Below are 25,176 nucleotides of genomic sequence, written 5' to 3'. Positions count from 1 at the left end.
CCTCAGCCGATCCAGACCACGCCGATCCCGAGCAGCACCGCGATGAAGACGGTCTGCGCCGCGACCAGCGCGATCGCCGGTCCACCGACATCGAGCAGTTTCTTCAAAGAGGTCTTCATGCCGACCGCCGCGATCGCGGTGAGCAGCGCCCAGCGCGACACGGCGCTCGCGCCCTCGGACACCCACCCCGGCAGCAGCCCGGCCGAATTCAGCCCTGCCAGCACAAGAAATCCCAGAACGAAGCCCGGCACCAGCGGCGGGCGCGCACCCTCTTCGGGGGCATGGCGGCGCATGATCAACGCGGCGCCGAGCACGATCGGCGCCAGCATGGTGACGCGGATCAGCTTGACCAGCGTCGCGAGATCGCCGGTTTCCTCGGACACCGAATAGCCCGCGCCCACCACCTGCGCCACGTCATGGATCGTGCCGCCGAGAAACACCCCGGTCTGGCGCATGTCGAAGCCGAGCCTCGCGGCCAGGATGGGATAGGCGATCATCGCCAGCGTCGAAAGCATGGTGACCGAGACCACGGTGAAAATGAGATCGCGCTCGCTCTCCTCGCGCTTTGGCAGCACCGATGAGATCGCCATCGCCGCCGAGGCGCCGCAGATCGCCACCGCCCCGCCCGACAGAAAGGCGAACAGCCGGTCGCGGCCCAGCATCCACGCGGCAAGCACCGAGGCGCCGATGGTCGCCAGCACGCCGCCCACCACCAGCCCCAGAAGCCCGAGCCCCAGCTCCTGCACCATGCCGGTGGAGATCCGCACGCCCAAGAGCGCCACGCCGATCCGCAAGAGCATGCGCGACGAGAACGCGATGCCCGGCGCGCTGCGCGGCTCTTCGGACAGGAAGGCCAGCGCGATCCCGAGCAGGATCGCCATCAGCATCGCGGGCGCGCCGTAATGCTCCGACAGAAACTGCGCCGCCATCGCCACCAGCGCCGCGAGGGCGGTGCCCGGAAACAGGGTCCGCAACTGGTCTGCGAGGCGGGTCATGGCGTCTCCTGTCGGCAAGGCGGCGGCGGCACCGGGCGGCGGCCCGGTCGCGGGTCTGCGGGGTGTTTCGGGGGGGGGGTTAGGGCGGCTCGGACAGGGCCGGGCCAACAAAAAACCGGGGGCGGCGCGCCGCCCCCGGTCGGATCATCGCGCCGGGATCACTCCATGTCGGCGGCGCGGGCGGCCTCGAGCTCGGTCTCGGCCTCGGCCACGGCGGCGGTCAGCGCGTCGTAGATCTCCTGCCCGCCTTCGACATTGGCGGTGAACCAGTCATAGACCGGCGCCGCGGCCTCGGCGAAGGCGGCCTTTTCCTCGGGGGTCGGCACGTAGAGATCGCCGCCACCGGCCACGAACTCTTCATAGGCCTCGATCGACTTGCGCTTGGGGCTTGCGAAGGTCGCCTGCTGCAGCTGGTAGAAGCCATCGACCACCACGCGCTTGAGATCGTCGGGCAGCTCCTGGAACCGCTGGTTCGACATCCACCACAGCGCGCCCATATAGGCGTGGCCGTCGAGCGTGACGTATTGCAGGCCCGCATCGGGGAACTTCATCGACATGATGTCGGTGATGCCGTTCTTGGAGCCCTCGACCACGCCGGTCTGCAGCGAGGTGAACAGCTCGGGCCACGGGATCGGCGTGGGCGAGGCGCCCAGCGCGCGCACCAGCTCCTGCGGCAGGTCGGCGACCACGGTGCGGATCTTCAGCCCCTCGATGTCGGCGGGCTGGGCGATCCGGCGCTGGGTGTTGGCGAAGTTGCGCCAGCCGCCGGTGTTGCCGATCGTCATCAGGCGGATGCTGTCGCCCGAATCCGAAAGCGCCATGTCGCGCATGGTGCGGGTGAAATCGCCCGACAGCACGGCTTCGGCCACGCGGTCATCGGCCATCACGTAAGGCAGGTCGAGCACCTGAACATAGGGAAACAGCCCCGAGGCGCCGCCCGAGGTGGAGATGTAGATGTCGATCGATCCGTCGGCCACGCCCTGCAGGCATTCCGCGCCGTTCGAGCACAGCTGCGTGCCCATGAAGATCTCGACCTCGATGGCGCCGTTCGAGGCGGCCTCGACATGGCTCTTGAAGGCCTGCAGCCCGTCGTAATCCTCGTCCGCCTCGTTCGAGTTGGCGGTGGCGCGCAGCGTGTATTCCTGCGCGAAGGCCGGCAGCGCGGTGCCGGCCAGCAGCGCGGCAAGGCCGATCGCCTTGAGCGGGGTCTTGAGCATGTGGTGTCCTCCCTTTTGCTCTTCTTCTTGTCTTGTCAGTTCACGAAACCGGTCAGCCGCGGCACCGTCATCGAGATCGCCGGGACGAAGGTGATCAGCATGATCACGAAGATCTCCACCGCGAGAAAGGGCAGGATCGCCTTGGAGATGGTTTCGACCTTCTCGCCCGACACGGAGGCCGCCACGAACAGCACCAGCCCCATCGGTGGCGTCGCCAGCCCCACGGTCAGGTTCACGCACATGATGATCGCGAAATGAACGGAATCGACGCCCAGAGAGGTGAAGACCGGTCCGAGGATCGGCCCGAGGATGATGATCGCCGGCCCCGCGTCGAGAAACATCCCCACCGCGAACAGCAGCAGGTTGATCAGGAACAAGAGCAGCAGCGGGTTCTCGGTCAGCGTCAGGATGAATTCGGCCAGAAGCTCGGGCGCGTGGGAAAGCGACACCACCGTCTTGAACGACATCGCCGCCCCCACCAGCAGCAGCACCACGGCGGAGGTGATCCCGGCCTTGGAAAGCACGTCGCCCAGCTCGGAGAATTTGAGCGTGCGCAGCACGAACAGCCCGATGACCAGCGCATAGGCCACGGCCACGGCGGCGGCTTCGGTGGGCGTGAACACGCCCGACAGGATGCCGCCCAGGATGATCACCGGCGTCAGCAGCGGGAAGAACGCCTTGAGCGAGGCCTGCCCGCGTTCGCCCCATGTGTGACGGCGCGAGGCGACGGGAAAATCGTAGCGGTCGGCCATCAGCTTCACGATCACCATCAGCCCGGTGCCGACGAGGATGCCCGGCACGATCCCCGCGAGGAACAATGCCGCGACGCTTTCGCCCATGACATAGGCATAGATGATCATGATCCCCGAGGGCGGGATGATCGGGCCGATCACCGATGAGGCGGCGGTGATCGCGGCGGCGAAGCGGCGCGTATAGCCCTGCTTTTCCATCGCCGGGATCAGCATCGAGCCCAGCGCCGAGGTGTCGGCCACCGCCGAGCCCGAAAGACCGGCAAACAGCATCGACGACAGGATGTTCACATGCGCGAGCCCGCCGCGGAAATGGCCCATCAGCGCCTGGCTGAACTCCACCAGCCGCAGCGTGATGCCGCCGCGGTTCATCAGCTCGCCCGCGAGCATGAAGAACGGGATCGCCATCAGCGGAAAGCTGTCCATGCCGTTGTAGAGGTTGCGATACAAAAGCGTGAGGTCGCGCTCCTGCCCGTTGAGCCACAACAGGATGCCGGGCGCGAACAGCAGGCCGAAGAAGACCGGCAGGCCGACCATCAGGAAGAACAGGAAGACCGGAAGGAACAGGACCAGCATTATTCGGCGCTCCCCAGCTCGGGATTGCGGAGCATGGGCAGCCGGTCGGCGGCGCCGAACAGCCCCATGATCGCGCGCAGCATCAGTTCAAGATTGACGAGGATCAGCAGCGCGAAGCCCACCACGAGAGACAGCATCATCCAGCTGCGCGGGATGCGGTACCAGCTGTCGAAGGACAGCGAGGTCGGCAGGTAGAGCGAGGCGGTGTCGAAGCGGCCGCCGAGCCCGTTGACCTCGGCCCAGCCGATGCTGAGCCCCATCGCCAGAACCAGCATGGCGATCGACAGAAGGATCAGCGACAGCAGCGACGACAGCCGCACCGGCAGCGCCAGAAGCAGGCTGTCGATGGCGACGAAGCCGCCATGGCGCAGCGCCGTCGGCGCCATCAGCCCGGTCATCCACAGCATGCAGAACCGCGCCGCCTCGTCGGGCCAGGGCAGCGCGTTGTTGAAGACGTAGCGCATCACCACCTGCAACAGCGTCACCGCCACCATGATGGCGATGGCCACGACGCCGATGGCGCGGCCCGCGGTGCACAGCGCCGCGTTGAGCCGCCCCAGCGGCCCCAGCACGGCCAGAACTCCTCCCATTCCGTCTCCCCTTCCCTGCCGGGTGGCCGCCCCCTCCCCAAGGGCGCGCGGCCTGTCTCTAGTCCTGCGCCAGCCGCGCCGGCTTGCCCGCGAAGAAGACGAGCGGCGCGCCGTCGCGCAGCTCGGCCCGGTCGACCCGGCCCACCACGATCACGTGGTCGCCGCCGTCATGCGTGGCCTCGCGGGTGCAGTCGAACCGCGCCAGAGCGCCGGGAATGACCGGCACCCCCGCCGCGTTGGTCTCCAGCGCGTGATCGCCGAGCTTGCCCGCGTCCTTGGACACGCCAAAGCACAGCTCGGCCTGATCCTCGGCCAGCACGTGGATCGCGTAGTTCTGCGCATGGGCGAAACGGTCGAAGCGGCGCGAGCCCTTGTCGGGTGACCACAGCACCAGCGGCGGATCGAGCGACAGGCTCGAAAAGCTGTTGGCGGTGATCGCCACCGGCCCCGCCTCGTCCGCCACGGTGACGATGGTCACGCCGGTCGCGAACCGCCCGAAGGCGTCGCGCAACAGCCGCTTGTTGTCGGCGTCGGGCACGAAGCCCGTGATATCGGTGCGCGCGGTCACGGCACCTCCTTGCCAAGACCCGCCTCGTAGAGCGCGAACCAGTCCTGCCGGTCGAGCGTCACCTTGAGCGCGTCCGAGATCTTCGCGATGCGGTCGATGTTGTTGGTGCCCATCACCGGCAGGATCCGCGCCGGATGCGCCAGCAGGAACGCCACCGCGACGGCGGCCCGGTCGACGCCGTGATCGGCGGCGATCGCGTCGAGCTTCTCGGCCACCGGTCCCTGCCCGGTCATCAGATCGCCCCCGCCCAGCGGCGACCACGCCATGACCGGGTCGTTGCGGCGCTGGTGAAAGGCGAGATCGCCATTGGTGAAGGGCGCAAGCTCCTTGAGCGAGATCTCGATCTGGTTGGTGGCAAGCGGCGTCTTCATCGCCTGCTCCAGCAGCTCCACGTCCCAGGGGCGGAAGTTCGACACGCCGACGGCGCGGACCTTGCCGGTCGCCACGAGATCGTCGAGCGCGGCGCCGGTCTCGTTGTGGTCCATCATCGGGTCGGGGCGGTGGATCAAGAGCAGGTCCAGATACTCGGTGCCCATGTCGCGCAGGGAGGTCTCGACCGCCTGCTCGATATAGCCGCGCGAGGTGTCGTAATGCTTCACCCGCTTGTCGGCATGCCGGCCCATCGGGGCGACGATGCCGCATTTGCTGACCAGCTCGATCCGGTCGCGCAGGGACGGATCCTCGCGCAGCGCCGCGCCCAGCACCGCCTCGGCGCCGTAAGCGCCATAGATGTCGGCCTGGTCCATCGTGGTGATGCCCTGCGCGAGGCAGGCATCGATCTTGGCGCGGACATGGGCAGGCGAGGTGTCGGCATCATCGGCGATGCGCCACATGCCATAGACGATCCGGCTGAACGCCACGTCCTTCGAGATCTCGATACGGTCCATCAACGTCTTTCTCCCGCGCCAAGCGGCGTCTGCGGTGTCTGGTTCGGCACGCGCCCATAGGCTTCGGGCAGCGAACAGGTGTTCATCCTCGGCAGCACGCGGGCGCCGAAATGCTTCGCCTCGTCGATATGCGGATACCCCGACAGGATGAAGGCCCGCATGCCCATTTTCCGATACTCTTCCAGCTTGGAATAGACCTGATCGGTGGAGCCGACCAGCGCCGCGCCGCAGCCCGAGCGCGCCCGGCCCACACCGGTCCACAGGTTCGGTTCGATGAAACCGTCCATGTCGGCCAGCTCGCGGTTGCGCGACTGGTGCGACACGCCAAGCGAGGTCGCGTCGAGCGCGCGATCGCGGATCGCGCGGCCCTGCTCGTCGTCGAGCTCGGAGACGAGGTGCTGCGCGTATTCGCGGGCCTCGGCCTCGGTGTCGCGGACGATCACATGCACGCGCAGCCCGTAATCGAGCGTGCGGTCGTATTTCTCGGCGACCGAATGCACCGCGCGCATCCGCTCGGCGAGGTCTTCCTTCTTTTCGGGCCACATCAGGTAGACGTCGCAATGCTCGCCGCACAGCTCCAGCGCGGCCGGGCTGTAGCCGCCGAAATACAAAAGCGGGCCGCCGGTCTGGTAGGGCTTGGCCGGGTCGGTGGTCAGGCCCTCGAAGTCATAGACCTCGCCCTTGTGATTGATCTCGTCGCGGGTCCAGGCCTGCTTGAGGATCTCGACCACCTCGCGCGAGCGCTGGTAGCGGTATTCGCTCTCGGCCTTCTCGCCCGGAAAGTCGGACGAGATGACGTTGAGCGTCAGGCGGCCTTCGAGCATGTGGTCGAGCGTGGCGACGGTGCGCGCCAGCATGATCGGCTGCATCTCGCCGCAGCGGATCGCGGCCAGCATGTTGATCTTCGAGGTGATCGGCGCGCAGCCGGCGACGAAAGACAGCGTGTCCTGGCCGACCTGGTAGGAGGACGGGCACAGGATGTTGCGAAAGCCCTGCGCTTCGGCGGTCTTCACGATCTCCGAGCAATGCGCCCAGGACGAGCGCAGATCGCCCTCGGGCTTGCCCAGAAGCCGGAAATCATCCGAGCACAGCGCGGCGAACCACGACACCTCCACCGCGTCGAGATCGGGCGAAGTGATGGGGACGACGGTCATGACGGCTTTCCTCGGGCTGCGGCGATTTCGACTTGCGTAGCAGTCGCCGGAATGCAAATCAATGGTGCATCAATTCGGAATTCACGGGCTCGCCCAGATGCCATCCGCCCCCGCCTCGCTCCCGGTGCACCAGCAGATCAGCGAATTCCTGATCCGCGAGATCGCGGCCGGGCGGCTGGTCGAGGGCGAGCGCCTGCCGCCCGAGCGCGACTTCGCGGCCCAGCTCAACACCTCGGTGCGCACGCTGCGCAAGGCGCTGGCCGACCTGTCGGGCAAGGGCATGCTCGAACGGGTGCAGGGATCGGGCAACTACGTGCGGCGCAACGGCGAGGTCGAGAGCGTCTACTCGATGTTCCGGCTGGAGCTGCCCGAGGGCGGCGGGCTGCCGACCGCCGACGTGCTCGGCATCGCGCGGATGAAGAAGCCCGGCGACCTGCCCGATTTCGGCGCCTCGGAGGAGGCCACGCGGGTGCGGCGGCTGCGTTATCTGAACCAGACCGTGATCGCGGTCGAGGAAATCTGGCTCGACGGGGCATCGGGCGCGATCGACCCCGGCAAGCTCGCCGATTCGCTCTATCTCTACTACAAGACCCATCTCGGCTTCTGGATCGCGCGCGCCGAGGACCGGGTCACGATGGCCGCGGTGCCGGACTGGGCGCCCGCCGCCTTCGGCGTCCGCCCCGGCGCCCCCACCGGCTATATCGAGCGGCTGAGCTGGGCCCAGCGCCCCGCCCCGGTCGAGTTTTCGCGCACATGGTTCGACACGGCGCGCGCGGTCTACCTGCAGCGCCTGATCTAGGGAGACGACATGACCACCACCCGTTACGGCATCATCGGCTGCGGCATGATGGGACAGGAGCACCTGCGCAACATCGCGCTTCTCGACGGTGCCGAGGTCGCCGCGATCTTCGAGCCCGACGCCGGGATGCGCGACGCGGCCGCCGCTCTCGCCCCCGCCGCGCGCATGGCGGAATCGGTGGCCGATCTGCTCGCCACGCCGGATCTCGACTGCCTGCTGATCGCCAGCCCGAATTTCCGCCATCTCGAACAGATGGAGGAGATCGCCGCCACCCGGCCGCTGCCGATCCTCGTGGAAAAGCCGCTCTTCACCGACCCGGCCGAAACCGCGCGGCTCGCGGCGTTCCGCGACGCCTATCCCGCCCCGGTCTGGGTGGCGATGGAATACCGCTACATGCCGCCGATCGCCGCCTTTCTGAAGGAGGCGCAGACCACCACCGGCGGCATCCGCATGCTGACCATCCGCGAGCATCGTTTTCCCTTCCTGCACAAGGTCGGCGGCTGGAACCGCTTCAACCGCTACACCGGGGGCACCTTCGTCGAGAAATGCTGCCATTTCTTCGACCTGATGCGGCTGACCTTGGGCGACGAGCCGGTACGGGTGATGGCGTCGGGCAGCCAGGCGGTGAACCACGCCGACGAGGATTACGAAGGCGTGGCGCCCGACGTGCTCGACAACGGCTATGTCATCGTCGATTTCGCGCGCGGCGGCCGGGCGATGCTGGAGCTGTGCATGTTCGCCGAAGGCGCGCGCTGGCAGGAGGAGGTCACCGCCGTCGGCCCCGAGGCCCGGATCGACGCGCTGGTGCCGGGGCCGGGCCGGTTCTGGCCCGCGCATCTGGGCGAGGCCCCGGTGCCGCAGCTGATCGTCAGCCCGCGCGACCCCAAGGGGCCGGAAATGCGCGAGATCCCGGTCGACCCCGCGCTTCTGGAGGCGGGCGACCACAACGGATCGACCTATTACCAGCATGTGCGCTTTCTCGAACTGGTGCGCGGGCATCGCACCCGGCCCGAGGTCACGCTCGAAGATGGCTGGGCCGCGGTCGCCATGGGCATCGCGGCACAGATGTCGATCCGCGAGGGCCGCGCCGTGTCGATCGAGGAAACCGGGCTGATGCCGGGACGGTTGCGCGCGGCCTAGGCCACGCCGCGACATTATTTGCGCCTTACAGGCCCGGACGGCTTGTCGGACCGGGCCCCGCGCTCCCATGTCACCGCGGGGCCGCATGAGCGGCCCGACGGGCGGTGAAGGACGACTTGCATGGAAATCTGGCTTCCTCTGATCGGGGGCTTCGTGCTGCTGGTGCTGGGCGGCGACCTGTTGGTGCGCGGCGCGGTGCGCGTGGCCGAAAAGCTCGGCGTCTCGCCGCTGGTGATCGGCCTGACGCTGGTGGGCTTCGGCACCTCGATGCCGGAACTGGTGACCTCGGTGCAGGCGGCGCTCTCGGGCGCGCCGGGCATCGCCTATGGCAACATCGTCGGCTCCAACATCGCCAACCTGCTCTTGATCCTCGGCGCCTCGGCGCTGATCACGCCGATCGCGGTGCAGTCGGCGGCGCTCAGGCGCGATGGCGGGGTGATGGTGGCGGTGGCGGTGATCTTTGCCGCGCTTGGCCTCGTGATGCCGCTCGGCGTGGCCGTGGGCGCGGCCTTCACCGTGGCGCTGACCGCCTATATCTGGATCGCCTTCCGGCAGGAAAGCCGCGGCGCAGTGCACGAAAAGGCCGCCGCGACGCAAGCCGTGGACCCCGCGCTCGGCCCCGATCACGGCGGCTCGATCCTCGTCGGGCTGCTGACCGCCGTGGCCGGTCTCGGCCTCGTGGTGCTGGGCGGCTACCTGCTGGTCGACGGCGCGACCACGCTGGCGCGGGCGTTCGGTGTGTCCGAGACGATCATCGGCCTGACCATCGTGGCCATCGGCACCTCGATGCCCGAGTTGGTCACCTCGGTCATGGCGGCGATCCGCAAGCAGGCCGACATGGCCTTCGGCAACATCATCGGCTCCAACATCTACAACATCCTCGGCATCGGCGGCGTCACCGCTCTGGCCGCGCCGGGCCGGGTGCCGGCCGAGATCCTGTCCTTCGACAACCTCGTGATGATCGCCGCCTCGCTGGCGGTGGTGGGGCTGGCCTGGACCGGGCTGAGGATTTCGCGGCGCGAGGGGGCGGTGCTGCTCTTGGGCTACGGCGCCTATCTCTGGGCGCTCTGGCCCTGAGCGGCGCGCGGCTCAGCGCAGCGCGTAGCCATGCTTGAGCCGGAGCTTGAGCAGCCGGGTCGCGAGGTCCTGCGCCTCGCGCACCGAGCCCGACCCCGCGATGCGCACCCGGCCGCGCCCGCCGATCCGGCCCCAGCGCACCACGAGCGCGGCCTGCGCGAAAAGATCGGCCTCGACGCTGATCTCGTAGAAGCGGTAGCAGTTGCGCCGCGCGTCGATCTTTTCGAGATGGATCTCCATGAGGCCGCACCCCTCGCCTTGCGATCCCTTCATAAGACGCGCCCGCCCCGCCCGTGGCAAGAGGCGCACCCGCGCGCCGGGGCCGTCCCGTTCCGCACACCCCGTCAGTCGAGGCCGAACAACACGCCGCCAAGGCTCAGCGAGCGGTCGAAGCCGCCCTCCTCCAGAAACGCCAGCACCTGCGCCATCACCAGCGGGTTGTTCATCATGAAGGTATGGCTCACCGGCATGACGATATGGTCCCGCGCCCCGTCGAGCCGGGTCGAGGCGACCGAGACCTTGCCGTCATCCGGCCCCTCGATCAGCCCCGAGAACACCGGGTTGAGCGAGGCATCCCCGGCGATGATGCCGACCTCGTAGGAGGGCAAGGGCTCCAGCCGGTTCGGCAGGCTGTCGGCCTCGGTTCCCAGCTGCAGCCCGGCGGGGCCGTTGATCCACTCGAACGGCTCGAACTCGCCGAACACGTCGACCAGCTCGGAGCCCTTGTTGGGCGGGGCGAGCATCACCACGCGGCCCATCTTCGCCGGACGGTGATCGGTGAGCCAGAGCCGGGCGAGAATGCCGCCCATCGAATGGGTGACGAAATGCACCCGCCGGTCGCCGCAGGCCGCCACGTCGTCGGGCAGCGCGCCCACCAGATCCTCGATCCGCGCCTCGGTCGAAGGGTAGCCACGATTGACCACCCGGTAGCCATTGGCCTCCACCACCTCGGCCATCGGCGCGAAGCTGAGATCGGTGCGCGCCAGCCCGTGCAGGAACACCACGCATTCGCCGTCGTCTTCGGGCGCGGCGCGGGCGCAGGCCGACAGCAGCATCAGGCAGGCCGACAGGATCAGGGCGGGATATCTCATGCCGCATATCTAGACGCGATCGCCGCGCCGGACAGCCCACGCTTGCGTGTGCGCCCGGCCCCGGCCATGGTTGCGCCATGACCGCCCCCGTCCGCCTTGCCGTGCGCGCCATCCTGATGCGCGACGACCGCCTGCTTCTCGTCAACGCCTACAAGGGCCGCGACGATCTGTGGTGCGCCCCCGGCGGCGGGGTGGAGCCGCATGCCGCGCTGCCCGACAACCTCGCGCGCGAGCTGCGCGAGGAATGCGGTCTGGAGATCGCGGTCGGTGCGCCCTGTCTCGTCAACGAATTCCACCATGCGCGGCGCGGCTTTCATCAGGTCGATCTCTATTTCCGCTGCGAAATCCTGTCGGGCGACCCGGATGGTCCCTGGGTCGACCCCGAGGGCATCGTCAGCCATCGCCGCTGGGTCACGCGGCCCGAAATGGCCGGGCTGCGGGTCAAGCCGGACAGCCTCGCCGCCGTGGCGTGGGGCGATGCGGACGCGCCGGGCTACGATCCGCTGGAGCCGATCCTGCCCTAGAGGACGAAGAACAGCGCGGTCATCACCAGACCGACCCCGGTGATGCCGATGCGCAGATGGTCCATGCGGATGCGCCTGGCGCCGCGCGCGCCGAGATAGCCGCCAAGCGTCGTCGCCACCGCCACGATCAGCGCCGCGTCCCATTCGATCAGCCCCGCCGCCGCATAGGCCGCCGCAGAGACCAGCGAGAGCACCGCCGAGAGCAGCACCTTGATGCCGTTCATGCCATGCAGGTTCACGAAGCCGATCAGCCCCAGCATCGCCAAGAGCAGGATGCCGAGGCCGCCGTTGAAATAGCCGCCATAGATCGACACGGCGAGCACCGCCGCTCCCGACAGCACCGGCCCCGCCGGGCCGAAGCCGCGCGCCCGCACGAAGGCGAGCACGCGCGGGCCGAGCGCGAACAGCGCGGTGGCCACGAGCAGCAGCCACGGCACCAGCCCGTCGAACACCGCCCCCGGCGTGATCAGCAACAGCCCCGCCCCGATCAGCCCGCCAAGCGCGCCCAGGCCGACGATCCCGCGCAGCCCCAGCGTGCCTTCGGCGCGCAGATCCTCGCGGTAGCCCCAGGCCGAGCTGGCATAGCCGGGCAGCGCGCCGAGGGTGGAGGTGGCGTTCGCCGCGATCGGCGGCACGCCGAGCCAGACCAGCGCCGGAAATGTCAGGAAGGTGCCGCCCCCCGCCACCGCGTTGAGCGCGCCCGCGAGAAGGCCCGCGACGGCGAGCGTGACGATGAACAGCATGGGGCCTCCCGATGGCCCGTCGGGGGCCGCCCGATACATGCCGCGCGCATGGACCCGGCGCAAGCCCCGACCTGAACACGAAAAAGGGGGCTCCGAAGAGCCCCCTTTCCCGTAGCGATCGGTGTGGATCGCGGCAGATTACATCATGCCGCCCATGCCACCCATGCCACCCATGCCGCCCATGTCGGCGCCGGCGCCAGCGCCGTCGTCCTTCTTGGGCTTGTCGGCGATCATGGCTTCGGTGGTGATCAGCAGGCCGGCGACCGAGGCCGCGTCCTCGAGAGCGGTGCGGGTCACCTTGGCCGGGTCGATCACGCCGAACTTGAACATGTCGCCATATTCTTCGGTCTGGGCGTTGAAGCCGAAGGTCAGGTCGGTCGACTCGCGGACCTTGCCGGCCACCACGGCGCCGTCGACGCCGGCGTTCTCGGCGATCTGGCGCAGCGGCGCCTCGAGCGCGCGGCGCACGATGGAAATGCCGGCGTTCTGGTCGGAGTTCTCGCCGACGAGGCCGTCGAGCGACTTGCCGGCCTGCACGAGGGCGACACCGCCGCCGACGATCACGCCTTCCTGCACCGCGGCGCGGGTCGCGTTGAGCGCGTCATCGACGCGGTCCTTGCGCTCCTTCACCTCGACTTCGGTCATGCCGCCGACGCGGATGACGGCGACGCCACCGGCGAGCTTGGCCACGCGCTCCTGCAGCTTTTCCTTGTCGTAGTCCGAGGAGGTGTCCTCGATCTGGGTGCGGATCTGGGCGACGCGCGCCTCGATCTCGGCCTTGTCACCGGCGCCGTCGACGATGGTGGTCGCGTCCTTGGTGATGGTCACCTTCTTGGCGGTGCCCAGCATGTCCATGGTGACGTTCTCGAGCTTCATGCCGAGATCTTCCGAGATCACCTGGCCGCCGGTCAGGATCGCGATGTCCTGCAGCATGGCCTTGCGGCGATCGCCGAAGCCCGGCGCCTTGACGGCGGCGATCTTCAGGCCACCACGCAGCTTGTTCACGACGAGCGTGGCCAGGGCTTCGCCCTCGACGTCCTCGGCGATGATCAGGAGCGGCTTCTGGCTCTGGATGACCTGCTCAAGGAGCGGCACCATCGACTGCAGCGACGACAGCTTCTTCTCGTGCAGCAGGATCATGCAGTCTTCGAGCTCGGCGACCATCTTGTCGTGGTTGGTCGCGAAGTAGGGCGACAGGTAGCCGCGGTCGAACTGCATGCCCTCGACGACTTCGGTCTCGGTCTCGAGGCCCTTGTTCTCCTCGACGGTGATGACACCCTCGTTGCCGACCTTCTGCATCGCGTCGGCGATCTGACGACCGATCGAGGCTTCGCCGTTGGCGGAGATGGTGCCGACCTGCGCGACTTCGTCGCTGTCGTTGACGGGACGCGCGGCGGCCTTGATGGCCTCGACGACCTTGGCGGTGGCGAGATCGATGCCGCGCTTGAGATCCATCGGGTTCATGCCGGCGGCGACCGACTTCAGGCCGTCCTTGACGATGGCCTGGGCCAGAACGGTGGCGGTGGTGGTGCCGTCACCCGCTTCGTCGTTGGTGCGGGAAGCGACTTCCTTCACCATCTGCGCGCCCATGTTCTCGAACTTGTCTTCCAGCTCGATTTCCTTGGCGACGGTGACGCCGTCCTTGGTGATGCGGGGCGCACCGAAGGATTTGTCGATGACCACGTTGCGGCCCTTGGGGCCGAGGGTCACCTTGACCGCGTTCGCGAGCGTGTTGACGCCCTTGAGCATGCGGTTGCGGGCATCGGTGTCGAACTTGACGTCCTTGGAAGCCATGTGAATGCTCCTTGATCTGAATTCAGTGAGGAAAGGTCAGGCGAGGTCTCAGGCGATGACGCCGAGAATGTCGCCTTCCTTCATGATCAGCAGGTCTTCGCCGTTGACGGTGACCTCGGTGCCCGACCACTTGCCGAACAGGACGCGGTCGCCTTCCTTGACGGCCATCGCGATCAGTTCGCCATTGTCCTTGCGGGCGCCTTCGCCACAGGCGATCACTTCGCCTTCGGCCGGCTTTTCCTTGGCGTTGTCGGGGATGATCAGACCGCCCTTGGTCTTTTCCTCGCCCTCGACGCGACGCACCAGGACCCGGTCGTGAAGCGGTTTGAATGCCATCTCTGCAGCTCCTCAGCAGTATATGTGTTCTCATGCCCCCGGCCGGGGGCATTAGCACTCCCCTCAGGTGAGTGCCAACGACGAGAGAGGTAAGCAGGGCTCACGGAGCTGTCAAGCGGGCGGAAACGCGGAAATGTCACCTCTTCCGCGCGCGCAGGAGAATTTCGAGAAAAGGGGTTCTCACGGGGCCGTGTTCGTGCAAGATGCCGCAAGGACAACCCCGGATCGGGAGGGCGGCTTATGACTCGAGGATATCTTTCTCACGGCTGAACGCCGCGCCACCGCCTGCTCGCGGAGCGCCGGCCTAGCCCCCGCCTCCGCATGCCAGTCTCCCAAGCTCCAGGGCCAGATCCGTGACCCCCCATATCCACGTGGCCGATCGCCGCTGAGCGTCGCCCGTCGCGACGCGGCGGCGCGGCGATCGCCCACCCCCCGCGCGCCTCTCCCCTCTAGGGGCGAGCCCGCCAGCGACCAGACCCGGCCCTCCCCGGCGGCGCCTCCCGCGCCACCGGACCTGTGCCGCGTGGCCGCTTTCTCGACCGGGCGTGGTCTCTCCATGCCCGAAAACTCAACCCATGGATGATAAAGGACAGATCACATGCATCCGCCATTCTACATCGTCGACCACCGCGCCCAGCCCGATGCCCCCGCCCCGTGGGAAGACCGCCCGCGCCAGCGCCGGGGCGGCCCGGCCCGGCTCGAGCTGGGCCAGCCGCATCCGGGCACCGGCCTTGCCGCCCGGCATGTCGCAAGCGCCGATCCCCCCGCGCGCCGCACCGGCATGGGGGGCGTCTGGCCGCGCCTGCGGGCGTTTCTGGACCGCAGGCCGAGAACGGAGCCCGCGCGGTGAAACGGGGGCGGCGCGCGACCGCGCCGCCCCTTCCCGCCGCCGCTTCGGGCGGGTGACAAGCCCCGCGCCCCTGCCTATAAGGCGCGCGACGCGACACACCCCATTTCCCGAAGGATCATCCGCATGACCACGCTCGTCTTCGGCCACAAGGCGCCCGACACCGATTCCACCGGCTCGCCGCTCATCTGGGCCTGGTATCTCCAGCAGCGCGGCGAACAGGCCGAGGCCCGGCTTCTGGGCCAGCCCAACACCGAGGCCCTCTTCGTGGCCGAGCGCTGGGGCTTCGAGCTGCCGCAGGTGATCGAGGATGTCGATGCCGGCCAGAAGGTCGTGATCGTCGACACCAACAACCCCGCCGAGCTGCCCGCCTCGATCAACGGCGCCGACATCCTCGCGATCATCGACCACCACAAGCTGTTCGGCGGGCTCGAGACCAAGGGTCCGATCGACATCACGATCAAGCCGGTCGCCTGCACCGCCACCATCATGCACGAGCTGATGGGCCACGTCGCGACCGAGATGCCCGAGGGCATCAAGGGCCTGATGCTGTCGTGCATCCTCAGCGACACGCTGGAGTTCCGCTCGCCCACCACCACCCCCGCCGACAAGGCGCTGGCCGAGCGGCTCGCCGCCGATCTGGGGCTGAACCTGTCGGATTACGCGGCCGAGATGTTCGCCGCCAAGTCCGACGTCTCGGCCTTCTCCGAGGCGGAACTCCTGCGCATGGACAGCAAGGAAACCACCGTCGACGGCAAGAAGCTGCGCGTGAGCGTGCTGGAGACCACCTCGCCCGAGCAGGTGCTGTCGCGCAAGGCGGCGCTTCTGGAGGCGATGCCGAAGGTCGCCGCCGAGGACGGCGCCGACGAGGTGCTGCTCTTCGTGGTCGACATCCTGCGCGAAGAGGCGACGATGCTGATCCCCAACGACACGGTGAAGGGCATCGCCGAAAAGAGCTTCGACGCCACCGTTTCGGGCGATCAGGTCGTGCTTCCCGGCGTGATGAGCCGCAAGAAGCAGATCATCCCCGTGCTGAAGGTCTGAGCCGATGACGAGGATCATCGACCGCTTCGCCGACATCATGGGCGGCTACGACGCCGCCTTCGTGGATCTGTGGGGCTGCATGCATAACGGCGTGCGGGCCTATGAAGACGCCGTCGCCGCGATGCGCGGCTTCCGGGCGGCGGGCGGCAAGGTGATCCTCGTCACCAACAGCCCCCGGCCCCGCGCCTCGGTCGAGCGCCAAGTCGAGGGGCTGGGCGTGCCGCGCGACTGCTATGACAGCGTGGCGAGCTCGGGCGATTCGGCCCGCGCCGCGATGTTCACCGGCGCGGTGGGCTCCAAGGTCTGGTTCATCGGCGACGAACGCGACGAGGCCTTCTTCGAGCCCTTGAAGATCATCAAGGACCCGGTCGCGATCGAGCGCACCGATCTGGATCGCGCCGAGGGCATCGTCTGCTGCGGCCCCGAGGACGAGCATGCCGACCCGGAGCTCTACCGCCCGCAGTTCGAGCGCGCGGTCGAAAACGGGCTGAAGCTCCTGTGCGCCAACCCCGACATCGTCGTCGATCGCGGCGAGGAACGGGTCTGGTGCGCGGGCGCGCTGGCCAAGCTCTATACCGAGATGGGCGGGACAAGCCTCTATTTCGGCAAGCCGCACCCGCCGATCTACGATCTCGCGCGACGCAGGCTGGCCGAGATCGACGCCGGCATCGCCGATGACCGGATCATCTGCATCGGCGACGGGCCGCACACGGATGTCTCGGGGGCCGCGGGCGAAGATCTCGATTGCCTGTTCATCACCGGCGGTCTCGCGGCCGGTGAAACCGCCACCGCGCCGGGCGGCCAGCCCGATGCCGGCAAGCTCGACGCCTATCTCAAGGACGAAGGACAGGCCCCGGCCTATTCCATCGGCTTCCTGCGTTGATTGTCCGGGCGCGCGCCCGCTTGCGCGCGCCCCGGCTCGCGGCTACCCAAGGCGCCATGCGCATTCTCAGCGATTTCACGGGCCTCGCGCCGACCGACCGTGGCGCCGCCGCGGCGATCGGCAATTTCGACGGCGTGCATCTGGGGCACCTGTCCGTCATCGACCTCGCCCGCGCCGAGGCCGAGCGGCTCGGCGCGCCATTGGGCGTGATGACCTTCGAGCCGCATCCACGCGAATATTTCGCCCCCGACGCCCCGCCCTTCCGGCTCATGAACCGCGCCGCCCGCGCCCACCGGCTCGAAAAGCTCGGCGTGGGCCGGCTCTACGAGCTGCGCTTCGACGCCGCCCTCGCAGCCCTCAGCCCCGAGGATTTCGCCGCCGAGGTGATCGCCGAAGGGCTCGGGCTGCGCCATGTCGTCGTCGGCGCCGATTTCCGCTTCGGCAAGGGCCGGGCGGGCGACGCGGCGATGCTGCGCGATCTGGGCAAGCGGCACGGCTTCGGCGTCACCATCGCGCCGCTCGTCGCGTTTGACCAAGGCGAGGTCAGCTCCACCGCGATCCGCGCCGCGCTCAGCGAAGGCCGGCCGCGCGACGCGGCCCGGATGCTGGGCCATTGGCACCGGCTCGAAGGCGTGGTGGCGCATGGCGAAAAGCGTGGCCGCGAGCTGGGCTACCCCACCGCCAACATGGCCATCGACGGGCTGCACATGCCGAAATTCGGGGTCTATGCCGTGAAGATCGACGTGCTCGACGGACCCCATGCGGGCAGCTATGACGGCGCCGCCTCGATCGGCGTGCGGCCGATGTTCGGCGAAAACCACCCCAATTGCGAAACCTATATCTTCGACTTCAAGGGCGATCTCTACGATGCCGAGATCTCGGTGGCGCTGGTCGAATACCTGCGCGGCGAAGAGACGTTCGACGGGCTTGACGCGCTGATCGCGCAGATGGATGCCGACTGCCTCCGGGCCCGAAAGGTGCTGGCCGATGCGTGAGAAATTCTGGGAGCTGCCGCTCGAAAGCCTCGACAAGACCGAATGGGAGGCGCTCTGCGACGGCTGCGGCAAATGCTGCCTCAACAAGATCGAGGACGAGGACACCGGCGAGGTGGCGCTGACGCGCGTGGCCTGCCGCCTGCTCGACGGCGCGACCTGCCGCTGCACCAAATACGAAACCCGGCACAAATACGTGCCCGAATGCATCGTGCTGACGCCCGAGAAGATCGCCGAAACGATGTACTGGCTGCCCGAGACCTGCGCCTACCGGCTGCGCGCCGAAGGCCGCCCGCTTTACGACTGGCATCACCTGATCTCGGGCGACTGGCAGGCGGTGCACCGCGCGGGCGTGTCGATGGCCGGGCGCACCGTGCCCGAGACGCAGGTCGATGACGACGACTGGGAAGACCACATCATCGAGGAGCCGGTCTGATGCATTTTGCCTCCGACAATGCGGGCCCGGCGCACCCTTCGGTGATCGAGGCGGTGGCGCGCGCCAGTGACGGCTACCAGCGCGCCTATGGCGCCGAAGCGGCGATGGAGCGGGTGCAGGGCCGCATCCGCGAGATCTTCGAGGCGCCGCAGGCCGAGGTGCATCTCGTCGCGACCGGCACCGCGGCCAACGCGCTGATGCTCGGCTGCATGGCCCGGCCATGGGATGCGGTGTTCTGCTCCGAGCACGCCCATGTCGAACATGACGAGGCCAACGCGCCGGAATTCTACACCGGCGGCGCCAAGCTGTCGCTCGTCGCCGCCCCAGACGGGCGGATGACGCCCGAGGCCTTGGAACGCGCGCTGCTGCCCGACGGGGCGCGCAGCTTTCACAACGCGCAGCTCGGCCCCCTGACCCTCACCCAGACCACCGAGACCGGCGCGGTCTACGGCGCGCCCGAGATCGCCGCGCTGGCCGAGATCGCCCATGCGCGCGGCATGAAGCTGCACATGGACGGCGCGCGGTTCGCCAACGCGCTCGTGGCGCTGGGCTGCAGCCCGGCGGAGATGACGTGGAAGGCGGGCGTCGACGCGCTGGCCTTCGGCGGCACCAAGAACGGCTGCATGGGCGTCGAGGCGGCGGTGTTCTTCGACCCGGCGCTGGCGGCCGAGTTCGCGCATCGGCGCAAGCGCGGCGGGCACCTCTTTTCCAAGCACCGGTTTTTGTCGGCGCAGATGGAGGCCTATCTCGATGCAGACCTCTGGCGCGATCTCGCCGCCCGCGCCAACGCCGCCTGCGCCCGGCTCGTTGCGGGGCTGCGTGCGCATCCCGAGGCCGAGATCGTCTGGCCCGCCGATGCCAATCTCGTCTTCGTCGCCCTGCCCCGCGCCGTGCACCGGCGGCTGCTGGAGGCGGGCGCGGATTACCATGTGATGGATGGCGACCCGATGCAGGGCGCGCCCGAGGAACGGCTCACCGCGCGGATGGTCTGCGACTGGTCCATGGACGAAGACGGCGTCGATCGCTTCCTGTCGCTGCTGGGCTGAGACCCCGTAGGGCCCCGAGGCGTCGGCCTCAGAGCTGGCCCGACAGGTGCAGGTCGAGATCGCCGAGCCGGTCCTGCCCCCAGAACCGTTCATCGGTATCGGTGATGTAGAACGGCGCGCCGAACACGCCGCGCCGCACCGCTTCCTCGAGGTTCTGCGCGTATTGGTCGGCGGCCATCATCAGCCCGCTTTCGGCGAGATCGGGATCGAACCCGGCCTCTTCGAGCGCGGCGCGGATCACGTCTTCCTGGGCGATGTCGCGCTCCTCGGCCCAGCAGGACCGCCCGAGCGCGTGCACCAGCCGCCCCATGTCGCCGCCGCCCGCCTTCTGCGCGCTGATCACGGCATAGGAGGAGGGCGCGGCGTTGGTCGGCCAGTTGGCCGGGCGCAGCACCAATGGCAGCCCCGCCTTCCTGGCCTGGCGCCGCATTTCCTGCGCGCGGTATTCGAGCCGGCTCGGATGACGGTCCTGCGGCAATTGGCCGCCGGTGCGCGGAAACAGCGCCATCACGTCGATCGGCCGATAGGAAATCTCGGCGCCGTGCTTGGCCGCGATCTCCTCCAGCCGGGTTCCGGCGATGTAGACATAAGGCGACAGCGTCGCGAAAAAGTAGTCGATCTTCGGCACGCGCGCCCTCCTTCGTCACCAAGCCCATCGGGCAGGTTTGCGTCATGCTAGGGCTGTGCTAGGCGGTGTCAATCTCCAGCGCCGCCCCGCTCCGGGGCCGCCCAAGCCTGCCAAGGATGCCGCTTGATGCCCACCCTGAACGAGCCGAAGCTGATCGCCGGCAATGCCAACCAGCCCCTCGCCACCGCCGTCGCGCGGCGCATGTCGATGCACCGGGGCATGAATGTCGGTCTCGTCGATGCGCGGATCGAGCGATTCAACGATCAGGAGATCTTCGTCGAGGTCTATGAGAACGTCCGCGGCGAGGACATGTTCATCATCCAGCCGACCTCCAACCCGGCCAATGACAACCTGATGGAGCTGTTGATCATGGCCGACGCGCTGCGGCGCTCCTCGGCGGCGCGGATCACCGCCGTGATCCCCTATTTCGGCTATGCCCGCCAGGACCGCCGCGCCAAGGCGCGCACGCCGATCTCGGCCAAGCTGGTCGCCAACCTGATCGCCGAGGCCGGGATCGAGCGGGTGCTGACGATGGACCTGCACGCGGCGCAGATCCAGGGCTTCTTCGACATCCCCGTCGACAACCTCTACGCCGCGCCGATCTTCGCGCTCGACGTGGCGCATCACTTCAAGGGCCGCCGCGACGAGGTGATGGTGGTGTCGCCCGATGTCGGCGGCGTGGCGCGCGCGCGTGAGCTGGCCAAGCGCATCGGCGCACCGCTCGCCATCGTCGACAAGCGCCGCGAAAAGGCCGGCGAAGTGGCCGAGATGACGGTGATCGGCGACGTGTCGGGCAAGGCCTGCATCATCGTCGACGACATCTGCGACACCGCCGGCACGCTGTGCAAGGCGGCCGAGACGCTGATGGAGGCCGGCGCCACCGAGGTGCACAGCTACATCACCCATGGCGTGCTGTCGGGCCCGGCGGTGAGCCGGATCGAGAAATCGGTGATGAAATCGCTGGTGATCACCGATTCGATCGAGCCGACCGAGGCGGTGAAGAACGCCCCCAACATCCGCATCGTGCCGACCGCGCCGATGTTCGCGCAGGCGATCCTCAACATCTGGAACGGCACCAGCGTCAGCTCGCTCTTCGAGCACGAGACCCTGACGCCGATCTACGAAGGCATGTACGCGGCTGACTGAACCCGCCTGTGGCGGGGCGGCTCAGCCGAGCAGCCCCGCCAGCAGCGGCGCCAGCGCCGCGCTGACCGGATCGGGCTGCATCAGCCAGGCCAGCGCCCGGCCCATGGCGCCCGACGCTTCGGCGTCCGAAAGCACCCCGGACAGCGCCGCCGGGTCGAGCCGCGCCAGAAGAAAACTCTTGGCGCCCAGCGCCGCGAAGATCGGAAACAGGGCCAGCAGCGTCAGGATCAGCCCCGCGCCCCGCGCGCGCGGCAGCGGCGCGAGCACCACGCAATCGCGATCATGGGCGGCGCGCACCGCGCGCGAATCCGGCTGACGGAATGGCGTGAAACGGTGCGACGAACGAGCGTCGACGCTGTATGACACGTTGGACATGGAAACGGCCCTGCAAGGTGCCCCCACCTTACGGTGTCAGCACTATTGCCGAATCGTGACCAAATTGTGGCGGACGCGCCGCTTTCCGGCGAAAAGGTGGCGCGCGGCCACCTCTTCGCCATGCTTCGGCTCAGCCGCGCTGCAGGTCGAGCGTGGTCCATTCGCCGTGGTTCTCGCGGGCCGCGCGCACGAAGCCCCGCTCGATATAGGCCGCCTCGACCGCGTCGGCCTGCTCGATGAGGATGCCCGACAGGATCACCCGCCCGCCCGGCGCCACCTTGGCCGCCATTTCCGGGGCAAGCGCCAGAAGCGGCCCCTTGAGGATGTTGGCGAAGACGAGATCGAAGGGCGCCGCCGCCTCCAGCGCCTCGTGCTCGAAGCCCGCCGCCTCGAGGCATTCCACCTGCCCGGCCATGCCGTTGGCCGCGAGATTGGCCTCGGCCACCTCGACCGCCACCGCGTCGATATCCGACGCCATCACCCGCGCCTCGGGCCAGACCTTGGCCGCCGCCATCGCCAGCACCGCGGTGCCGCAGCCGATATCGGCCACCCGCGCCGGGGCCGCGCCCGCCGCGGCCTGCGCGTCGAGCGCCTTGAGACAGCCCAGCGTGGTGCCGTGATGGCCGGTACCGAAGGCCATCGCCGCCTCGATCAGAAGACCGATCCGGTCGGCGGGCACGCGGTCGGCGTCATGGCTGCCATAGACGAAGAAGCGCCCCGCCTCGACCGGCGCCAGCTCGCGGCGCACCTTGGCGACCCAGTCCTCGTCGGGCACCTCGGAGACCACGAAGCTTCCCGCCCCATGGCTCGCCGCCAGAAGATCGAGCGCGACCGCGTCGGGCATCTCCTCGAAATAGGCGGTCACCTCGTAGAGCCCCGAACCGTCCTCGATCTCGAACACGCCGGTGCCGTAGGGCACGGGGTCGAGCTCTTCGAGCGCCTCGGACAGCACCTCGCCGCGGCGCTGGTCGTCGAGCTTGGTGATGGCGGTGAAGACGGGCATCTCGGGTTCTCCGGGGAAAGGGTGTCGCAGGCGGCATAGGCGCAAGCGAAGGGGGCGGTCAATCGCCGCCCCCTGTCATGACGTGGCCGTGGCGGTGGTTCAGGCGCCGACGCCGATCGGGCAGGTCACGCCGGTGCCGCCGATGCCGCAATAGCCCGACGGATTCTTGTCGAGATATTGCTGGTGGTAATCCTCGGCCATGAAGAAGGCGGGCGCGTCGACGATCTCGGTGGTGATCGCGCCGTACCCCGCGCCGGTCAGCCGCGCCGCGAACGCTTCGCGCGCGGCCTCGGCGGCGCGTTTCTGGCTTTCGTCGAAGGTGTAGATCCCCGAACGGTACTGGGTGCCGCGATCATTGCCCTGCCGCATCCCCTGGGTCGGGTCGTGGTTTTCCCAGAACACGCGCAGCAGCTCGTCATAGCTGGTCTGCGCGGGGTCGTAGATCACGCGCACCACCTCGTTGTGGCCGGTGCGCCCGGTGCAGACCTCTTCGTAGGTCGGGTTCGGCGTGTAGCCGCCCGCATAGCCCACCATGGTCGCGTGCACGCCCGGTAGTTGCCAGAAGATCCGCTCGGCGCCCCAGAAGCAGCCCAGCCCGAACATCGCGACCGCGTGCCCTTCGGACGGGGTCGGGTCGAGCCGGGTGCCCAGCACGTTGTGGGTGTCGGCGGTCGGGATCGGCTGCGGGCGGCCCGGCAGCGCGTTCTCGGGGGTGACCATCTCGGTCTTGGTGGAACTCAGGCCGAACATCTCGGGACTCCTTTCGGGGCGTTTTCCCGGCATATAGGCATGCCGGGCGCCGAACGCTACTCCGCGGCGAGCGGAAGCGCGCGCCCTGCGAACACGGTCTCGTGGCCGGGCGCGGGATGGCGCGGAATCAACAGCGCCAGCACCAGCGACAGCCCCGCCATGCCCGCCGCCAGCACGAACACCGCATCCGGCGCGGCCAGCCACAGATAGCCCAGCAGCGCGGGCAAAAACACGGCGGCGATGTGGTTGATGGTAAAGGCCACGGCGGCGGTGGGGGCGATGTCGCCCGGATCGGCGATCTTCTGGAAATAGGTCTTCAGCGCCAGCGCCAGCGCGAAGAAGATGTTGTCGATCACGTAAAGCGCGGCCGCCACCGCCACGCCCCAGCCGAACCAGTAAAGCCCGCCATAGCTCAGGAAGACGAGGATCAGCCCGAGATACTCGATCGCCAGCGCCCGTCTCTCGCCCCAGCGGGCGACGGCGCGGCCCAGAAGCGGCGCGGCAAAGATGTTGGTCAAAAGCGTGATCAGGAACAGCGCCGTCACCTCATGCACGTCGTAGCCGAATTTCTCGACCATCATGAAGCCCGCGAAGACCACGAAGATCTGCCGCCGCGCCCCGGACATGAACTGCAGCGCGTAATAGAGCCAGTAGCGGCGGCGCAACACGAAGCTCTTGGTCTGCGGATGCGGTTCGCGAAACGCCGGAAAGGCCAGCCAGCACCACAGCGCGACGGCGGCGCAGAACCCGCCCGAGAGCATGTAGACGAAGTGATAGGAGAGATCGAAGGCCTCCCATGTCAGCACGATGGCGAGATAGGCCACCAGCGTCGCCCCCGCCCCGGCCGAGACCAGCCAGCCGAGCATCTGCGGCGCGCGGTCCTTCGGCAGCCATTGAAGCTGCAGCGACTGGTTCACCGTCTCGTAGTAGTGAAAGCCGATCGACGACAGCATGGTGATCGTCAGGATGCCGCCCATGGAGGGAAACTGCGCCGTGAGCGCCGTCGCCACGCCCAGCAGGCCGAGCGAGATCAGTGCCAGCGCCTGTTCGCGCACGAAGAGCAGGATCGCGATCACGCCGATGGCGAGAAAGCCGGGGATCTCGCGCACCGTGTGCAGCCAGCCGATGTCCGAGCCATCGAAACCCGCCGCCTCGATGACGAAGTTGTTCAACAGCGCCGACCAGGTGGCGAAGGCCACCGGCATGGCCATCGCCATCAAGAACAGCAGCGTCACCGGCCTGCGCCAGAGCGGCAGGTGGCGCGCCTCGGAAAGCGGCATCGGATTACGTGTCATGCGCAAGCATTAGGCCATGGCCCCGCGCTTGGCGAGACGTCGCGTCACCCGGCGGGCGAAAATCTGTACTCCACCTCGGCAAAGCGCGCGGTCGCAAAACCATAGGCAAAGCGCAGCCCCTCGGGCCCGGCCACCACGCCATGCTCGGCCTCGCCGGGGATGAACACGGCGATGCCAGGCCCGATCGGGTGCGGTTCTTGGTCGATGGTGACGATGCCCGTGCCCTCAAGGCCGAGATAGAACTCGGCCAGGGCATGGCGGTGCGGCGACAGCGTGCCGAAGGGCGCGAATTCCGCCAGCCCGAGCGTCAGCGCCTCGGACGGGGTCCGGTCGGCGGACACCAGCGTGCGCCAGCGCACCGTGCCGAAGGCCGGATCACCCTCGCCTTCGAGCGGCAGGCGCGCCGCATCCACCGAAAAGCCCCGCGCCAGCGGCGCCCCGCTCCGGCCCGTCGCCTCGCACATCATCTCCATGGCCCGCTCCCGCTGCGC

At 68.4% G+C, this 25,176-nt stretch carries 29 protein-coding genes; 11 read left to right on the top strand and 18 right to left on the bottom strand.

Annotated elements, in window-relative coordinates:
• Positions 1 to 2: 2 nt before the first annotated feature.
• The 7 genes from LOKHON_RS07320 to LOKHON_RS07290 form a co-directional block, all read right to left on the bottom strand.
• Entirely contained in the window at positions 3 to 995 is a 993-nt protein-coding gene (locus tag LOKHON_RS07320) for a YeiH family protein (RefSeq protein WP_017928967.1), read from the bottom strand.
• 158 nt (positions 996 to 1,153) lie between these two features.
• Positions 1,154 to 2,212 carry a TRAP transporter substrate-binding protein gene (locus LOKHON_RS07315; protein WP_017928966.1) on the bottom strand — a complete coding sequence of 353 codons (1,059 nt, stop codon included), beginning with the start codon at positions 2,210 to 2,212 and terminating at the stop codon, positions 1,154 to 1,156.
• Positions 2,213 to 2,247: 35 nt separating this feature from the next.
• The gene (locus tag LOKHON_RS07310) at positions 2,248 to 3,537 is read right to left on the bottom strand and encodes a TRAP transporter large permease (RefSeq protein WP_017928965.1); all 1,290 of its coding nucleotides are present in this window, start codon (positions 3,535 to 3,537) and stop codon (positions 2,248 to 2,250) included.
• On the bottom strand, positions 3,537 to 4,127 hold the full coding sequence (locus LOKHON_RS07305; protein WP_026147534.1) for a TRAP transporter small permease: 591 nt from the start codon (positions 4,125 to 4,127) through the stop codon (positions 3,537 to 3,539). The genes LOKHON_RS07310 and LOKHON_RS07305 overlap by 1 nt, the downstream gene beginning before the upstream one ends.
• A gap of 58 nt (positions 4,128 to 4,185) precedes the next feature.
• Positions 4,186 to 4,695, bottom strand: a complete 510-nt coding sequence (locus tag LOKHON_RS07300; RefSeq protein ID WP_017928963.1) for a flavin reductase family protein — start codon at positions 4,693 to 4,695, stop codon at positions 4,186 to 4,188.
• Positions 4,692 to 5,582 carry an aldo/keto reductase gene (locus LOKHON_RS07295; protein ID WP_017928962.1) on the bottom strand — a complete coding sequence of 297 codons (891 nt, stop codon included), beginning with the start codon at positions 5,580 to 5,582 and terminating at the stop codon, positions 4,692 to 4,694. The genes LOKHON_RS07300 and LOKHON_RS07295 overlap by 4 nt, the downstream gene beginning before the upstream one ends.
• Positions 5,582 to 6,736, bottom strand: a complete 1,155-nt coding sequence (locus tag LOKHON_RS07290) for an LLM class flavin-dependent oxidoreductase (RefSeq protein ID WP_017928961.1) — start codon at positions 6,734 to 6,736, stop codon at positions 5,582 to 5,584. The genes LOKHON_RS07295 and LOKHON_RS07290 overlap by 1 nt, the downstream gene beginning before the upstream one ends.
• Before the next feature lie 97 nt (positions 6,737 to 6,833).
• Between LOKHON_RS07290 and LOKHON_RS07285 the strand changes: the two genes are divergently transcribed.
• The 3 genes from LOKHON_RS07285 (at position 6,834) to LOKHON_RS07275 (ending at position 9,752) form a co-directional block, all read left to right on the top strand.
• Positions 6,834 to 7,535 carry a GntR family transcriptional regulator gene (locus tag LOKHON_RS07285; RefSeq protein WP_026147533.1) on the top strand — a complete coding sequence of 234 codons (702 nt, stop codon included), beginning with the start codon at positions 6,834 to 6,836 and terminating at the stop codon, positions 7,533 to 7,535.
• A gap of 9 nt (positions 7,536 to 7,544) precedes the next feature.
• Entirely contained in the window at positions 7,545 to 8,675 is a 1,131-nt protein-coding gene (locus LOKHON_RS07280) for a Gfo/Idh/MocA family protein (protein ID WP_017928959.1), read from the top strand.
• 120 nt (positions 8,676 to 8,795) lie between these two features.
• Positions 8,796 to 9,752, top strand: coding sequence for a calcium/sodium antiporter (locus LOKHON_RS07275; RefSeq protein WP_017928958.1), 957 nt, complete (start codon positions 8,796 to 8,798; stop codon positions 9,750 to 9,752).
• A gap of 12 nt (positions 9,753 to 9,764) precedes the next feature.
• On the opposite strand, the gene LOKHON_RS07270 is transcribed toward LOKHON_RS07275, so the two are convergent.
• On the bottom strand, positions 9,765 to 9,992 hold the full coding sequence (locus LOKHON_RS07270; protein WP_017928957.1) for a WGR domain-containing protein: 228 nt from the start codon (positions 9,990 to 9,992) through the stop codon (positions 9,765 to 9,767).
• A 104-nt stretch (positions 9,993 to 10,096) separates the two neighbouring features.
• On the bottom strand, positions 10,097 to 10,843 hold the full coding sequence (locus LOKHON_RS07265) for an alpha/beta fold hydrolase (RefSeq protein ID WP_017928956.1): 747 nt from the start codon (positions 10,841 to 10,843) through the stop codon (positions 10,097 to 10,099).
• A 77-nt stretch (positions 10,844 to 10,920) separates the two neighbouring features.
• On the opposite strand from LOKHON_RS07265, the gene LOKHON_RS07260 reads away from it, so the two are divergent.
• Positions 10,921 to 11,367 (top strand): NUDIX domain-containing protein, encoded by a 447-nt coding sequence (locus LOKHON_RS07260; protein ID WP_017928955.1) that lies wholly within the window; start codon positions 10,921 to 10,923, stop codon positions 11,365 to 11,367.
• Here the strand turns inward: LOKHON_RS07260 and LOKHON_RS07255 are convergent.
• The 3 genes from LOKHON_RS07255 to groES all read right to left on the bottom strand — a co-directional run bounded on the left by LOKHON_RS07255 (position 11,364) and on the right by groES (position 14,240).
• Entirely contained in the window at positions 11,364 to 12,110 is a 747-nt protein-coding gene (locus LOKHON_RS07255) for a sulfite exporter TauE/SafE family protein (RefSeq protein WP_017928954.1), read from the bottom strand. The genes LOKHON_RS07260 and LOKHON_RS07255 overlap by 4 nt on opposite strands.
• A gap of 138 nt (positions 12,111 to 12,248) precedes the next feature.
• Positions 12,249 to 13,904, bottom strand: coding sequence for a chaperonin GroEL (gene groL, locus LOKHON_RS07250; RefSeq protein WP_017928953.1), 1,656 nt, complete (start codon positions 13,902 to 13,904; stop codon positions 12,249 to 12,251).
• Positions 13,905 to 13,952: 48 nt separating this feature from the next.
• On the bottom strand, positions 13,953 to 14,240 hold the full coding sequence (gene groES / locus LOKHON_RS07245) for a co-chaperone GroES (protein WP_017928952.1): 288 nt from the start codon (positions 14,238 to 14,240) through the stop codon (positions 13,953 to 13,955).
• 598 nt (positions 14,241 to 14,838) lie between these two features.
• On the opposite strand from groES, the gene LOKHON_RS07240 reads away from it, so the two are divergent.
• From LOKHON_RS07240 to LOKHON_RS07215, 6 genes are all read left to right on the top strand, one after another.
• Positions 14,839 to 15,090 carry a hypothetical protein gene (locus LOKHON_RS07240; protein WP_017928951.1) on the top strand — a complete coding sequence of 84 codons (252 nt, stop codon included), beginning with the start codon at positions 14,839 to 14,841 and terminating at the stop codon, positions 15,088 to 15,090.
• 123 nt (positions 15,091 to 15,213) lie between these two features.
• Positions 15,214 to 16,131, top strand: a complete 918-nt coding sequence (locus LOKHON_RS07235) for a manganese-dependent inorganic pyrophosphatase (RefSeq protein WP_017928950.1) — start codon at positions 15,214 to 15,216, stop codon at positions 16,129 to 16,131.
• Positions 16,132 to 16,135: 4 nt separating this feature from the next.
• A complete protein-coding gene (locus LOKHON_RS07230; RefSeq protein WP_017928949.1) occupies positions 16,136 to 17,014 on the top strand; it encodes a TIGR01459 family HAD-type hydrolase in 879 nt (292 codons plus the stop codon).
• 56 nt (positions 17,015 to 17,070) lie between these two features.
• Positions 17,071 to 18,009 carry a bifunctional riboflavin kinase/FAD synthetase gene (locus tag LOKHON_RS07225; protein WP_017928948.1) on the top strand — a complete coding sequence of 313 codons (939 nt, stop codon included), beginning with the start codon at positions 17,071 to 17,073 and terminating at the stop codon, positions 18,007 to 18,009.
• Positions 18,002 to 18,442: a YcgN family cysteine cluster protein gene (locus LOKHON_RS07220; protein ID WP_017928947.1), complete on the top strand. Its 441-nt coding sequence runs from the start codon at positions 18,002 to 18,004 to the stop codon at positions 18,440 to 18,442. The genes LOKHON_RS07225 and LOKHON_RS07220 overlap by 8 nt, the downstream gene beginning before the upstream one ends.
• Complete coding sequence (locus LOKHON_RS07215; protein WP_017928946.1) at positions 18,442 to 19,488, top strand: threonine aldolase family protein; 1,047 nt, start codon at positions 18,442 to 18,444, stop codon at positions 19,486 to 19,488. Before LOKHON_RS07220 ends, LOKHON_RS07215 begins: the two co-directional genes overlap by 1 nt.
• Positions 19,489 to 19,516: 28 nt before the next feature.
• Here LOKHON_RS07215 and LOKHON_RS07210 read toward each other — a convergent pair whose 3' ends face one another.
• Positions 19,517 to 20,116: a 2-hydroxychromene-2-carboxylate isomerase gene (locus LOKHON_RS07210; RefSeq protein WP_017928945.1), complete on the bottom strand. Its 600-nt coding sequence runs from the start codon at positions 20,114 to 20,116 to the stop codon at positions 19,517 to 19,519.
• A gap of 126 nt (positions 20,117 to 20,242) precedes the next feature.
• On the opposite strand from LOKHON_RS07210, the gene LOKHON_RS07205 reads away from it, so the two are divergent.
• Positions 20,243 to 21,262, top strand: a complete 1,020-nt coding sequence (locus LOKHON_RS07205) for a ribose-phosphate pyrophosphokinase (RefSeq protein ID WP_017928944.1) — start codon at positions 20,243 to 20,245, stop codon at positions 21,260 to 21,262.
• 21 nt (positions 21,263 to 21,283) lie between these two features.
• Here LOKHON_RS07205 and LOKHON_RS07200 read toward each other — a convergent pair whose 3' ends face one another.
• The 5 genes from LOKHON_RS07200 to LOKHON_RS07180 form a co-directional block, all read right to left on the bottom strand.
• Positions 21,284 to 21,637: a hypothetical protein gene (locus tag LOKHON_RS07200; RefSeq protein ID WP_017928943.1), complete on the bottom strand. Its 354-nt coding sequence runs from the start codon at positions 21,635 to 21,637 to the stop codon at positions 21,284 to 21,286.
• Between the two features lie 130 nt (positions 21,638 to 21,767).
• Positions 21,768 to 22,640, bottom strand: coding sequence for a 50S ribosomal protein L11 methyltransferase (locus LOKHON_RS07195; protein WP_017928942.1), 873 nt, complete (start codon positions 22,638 to 22,640; stop codon positions 21,768 to 21,770).
• 99 nt (positions 22,641 to 22,739) lie between these two features.
• Positions 22,740 to 23,390, bottom strand: coding sequence for a peptide-methionine (S)-S-oxide reductase MsrA (gene msrA, locus LOKHON_RS07190; protein WP_017928941.1), 651 nt, complete (start codon positions 23,388 to 23,390; stop codon positions 22,740 to 22,742).
• A gap of 56 nt (positions 23,391 to 23,446) precedes the next feature.
• Positions 23,447 to 24,685: an MFS transporter gene (locus LOKHON_RS07185; RefSeq protein WP_026147531.1), complete on the bottom strand. Its 1,239-nt coding sequence runs from the start codon at positions 24,683 to 24,685 to the stop codon at positions 23,447 to 23,449.
• A gap of 44 nt (positions 24,686 to 24,729) precedes the next feature.
• Entirely contained in the window at positions 24,730 to 25,158 is a 429-nt protein-coding gene (locus tag LOKHON_RS07180; protein ID WP_110549248.1) for a cupin domain-containing protein, read from the bottom strand.
• Positions 25,159 to 25,176 lie beyond the last annotated feature (18 nt).

Origin of the sequence: Limimaricola hongkongensis DSM 17492 (genome assembly GCF_000600975.2) — a bacterium.
Lineage (GTDB): Bacteria > Pseudomonadota > Alphaproteobacteria > Rhodobacterales > Rhodobacteraceae > Limimaricola > Limimaricola hongkongensis.
The sequence above is the reverse complement of the archived record's forward strand: the minus strand, read 5'-3'. Positions and strand labels throughout refer to the sequence as shown.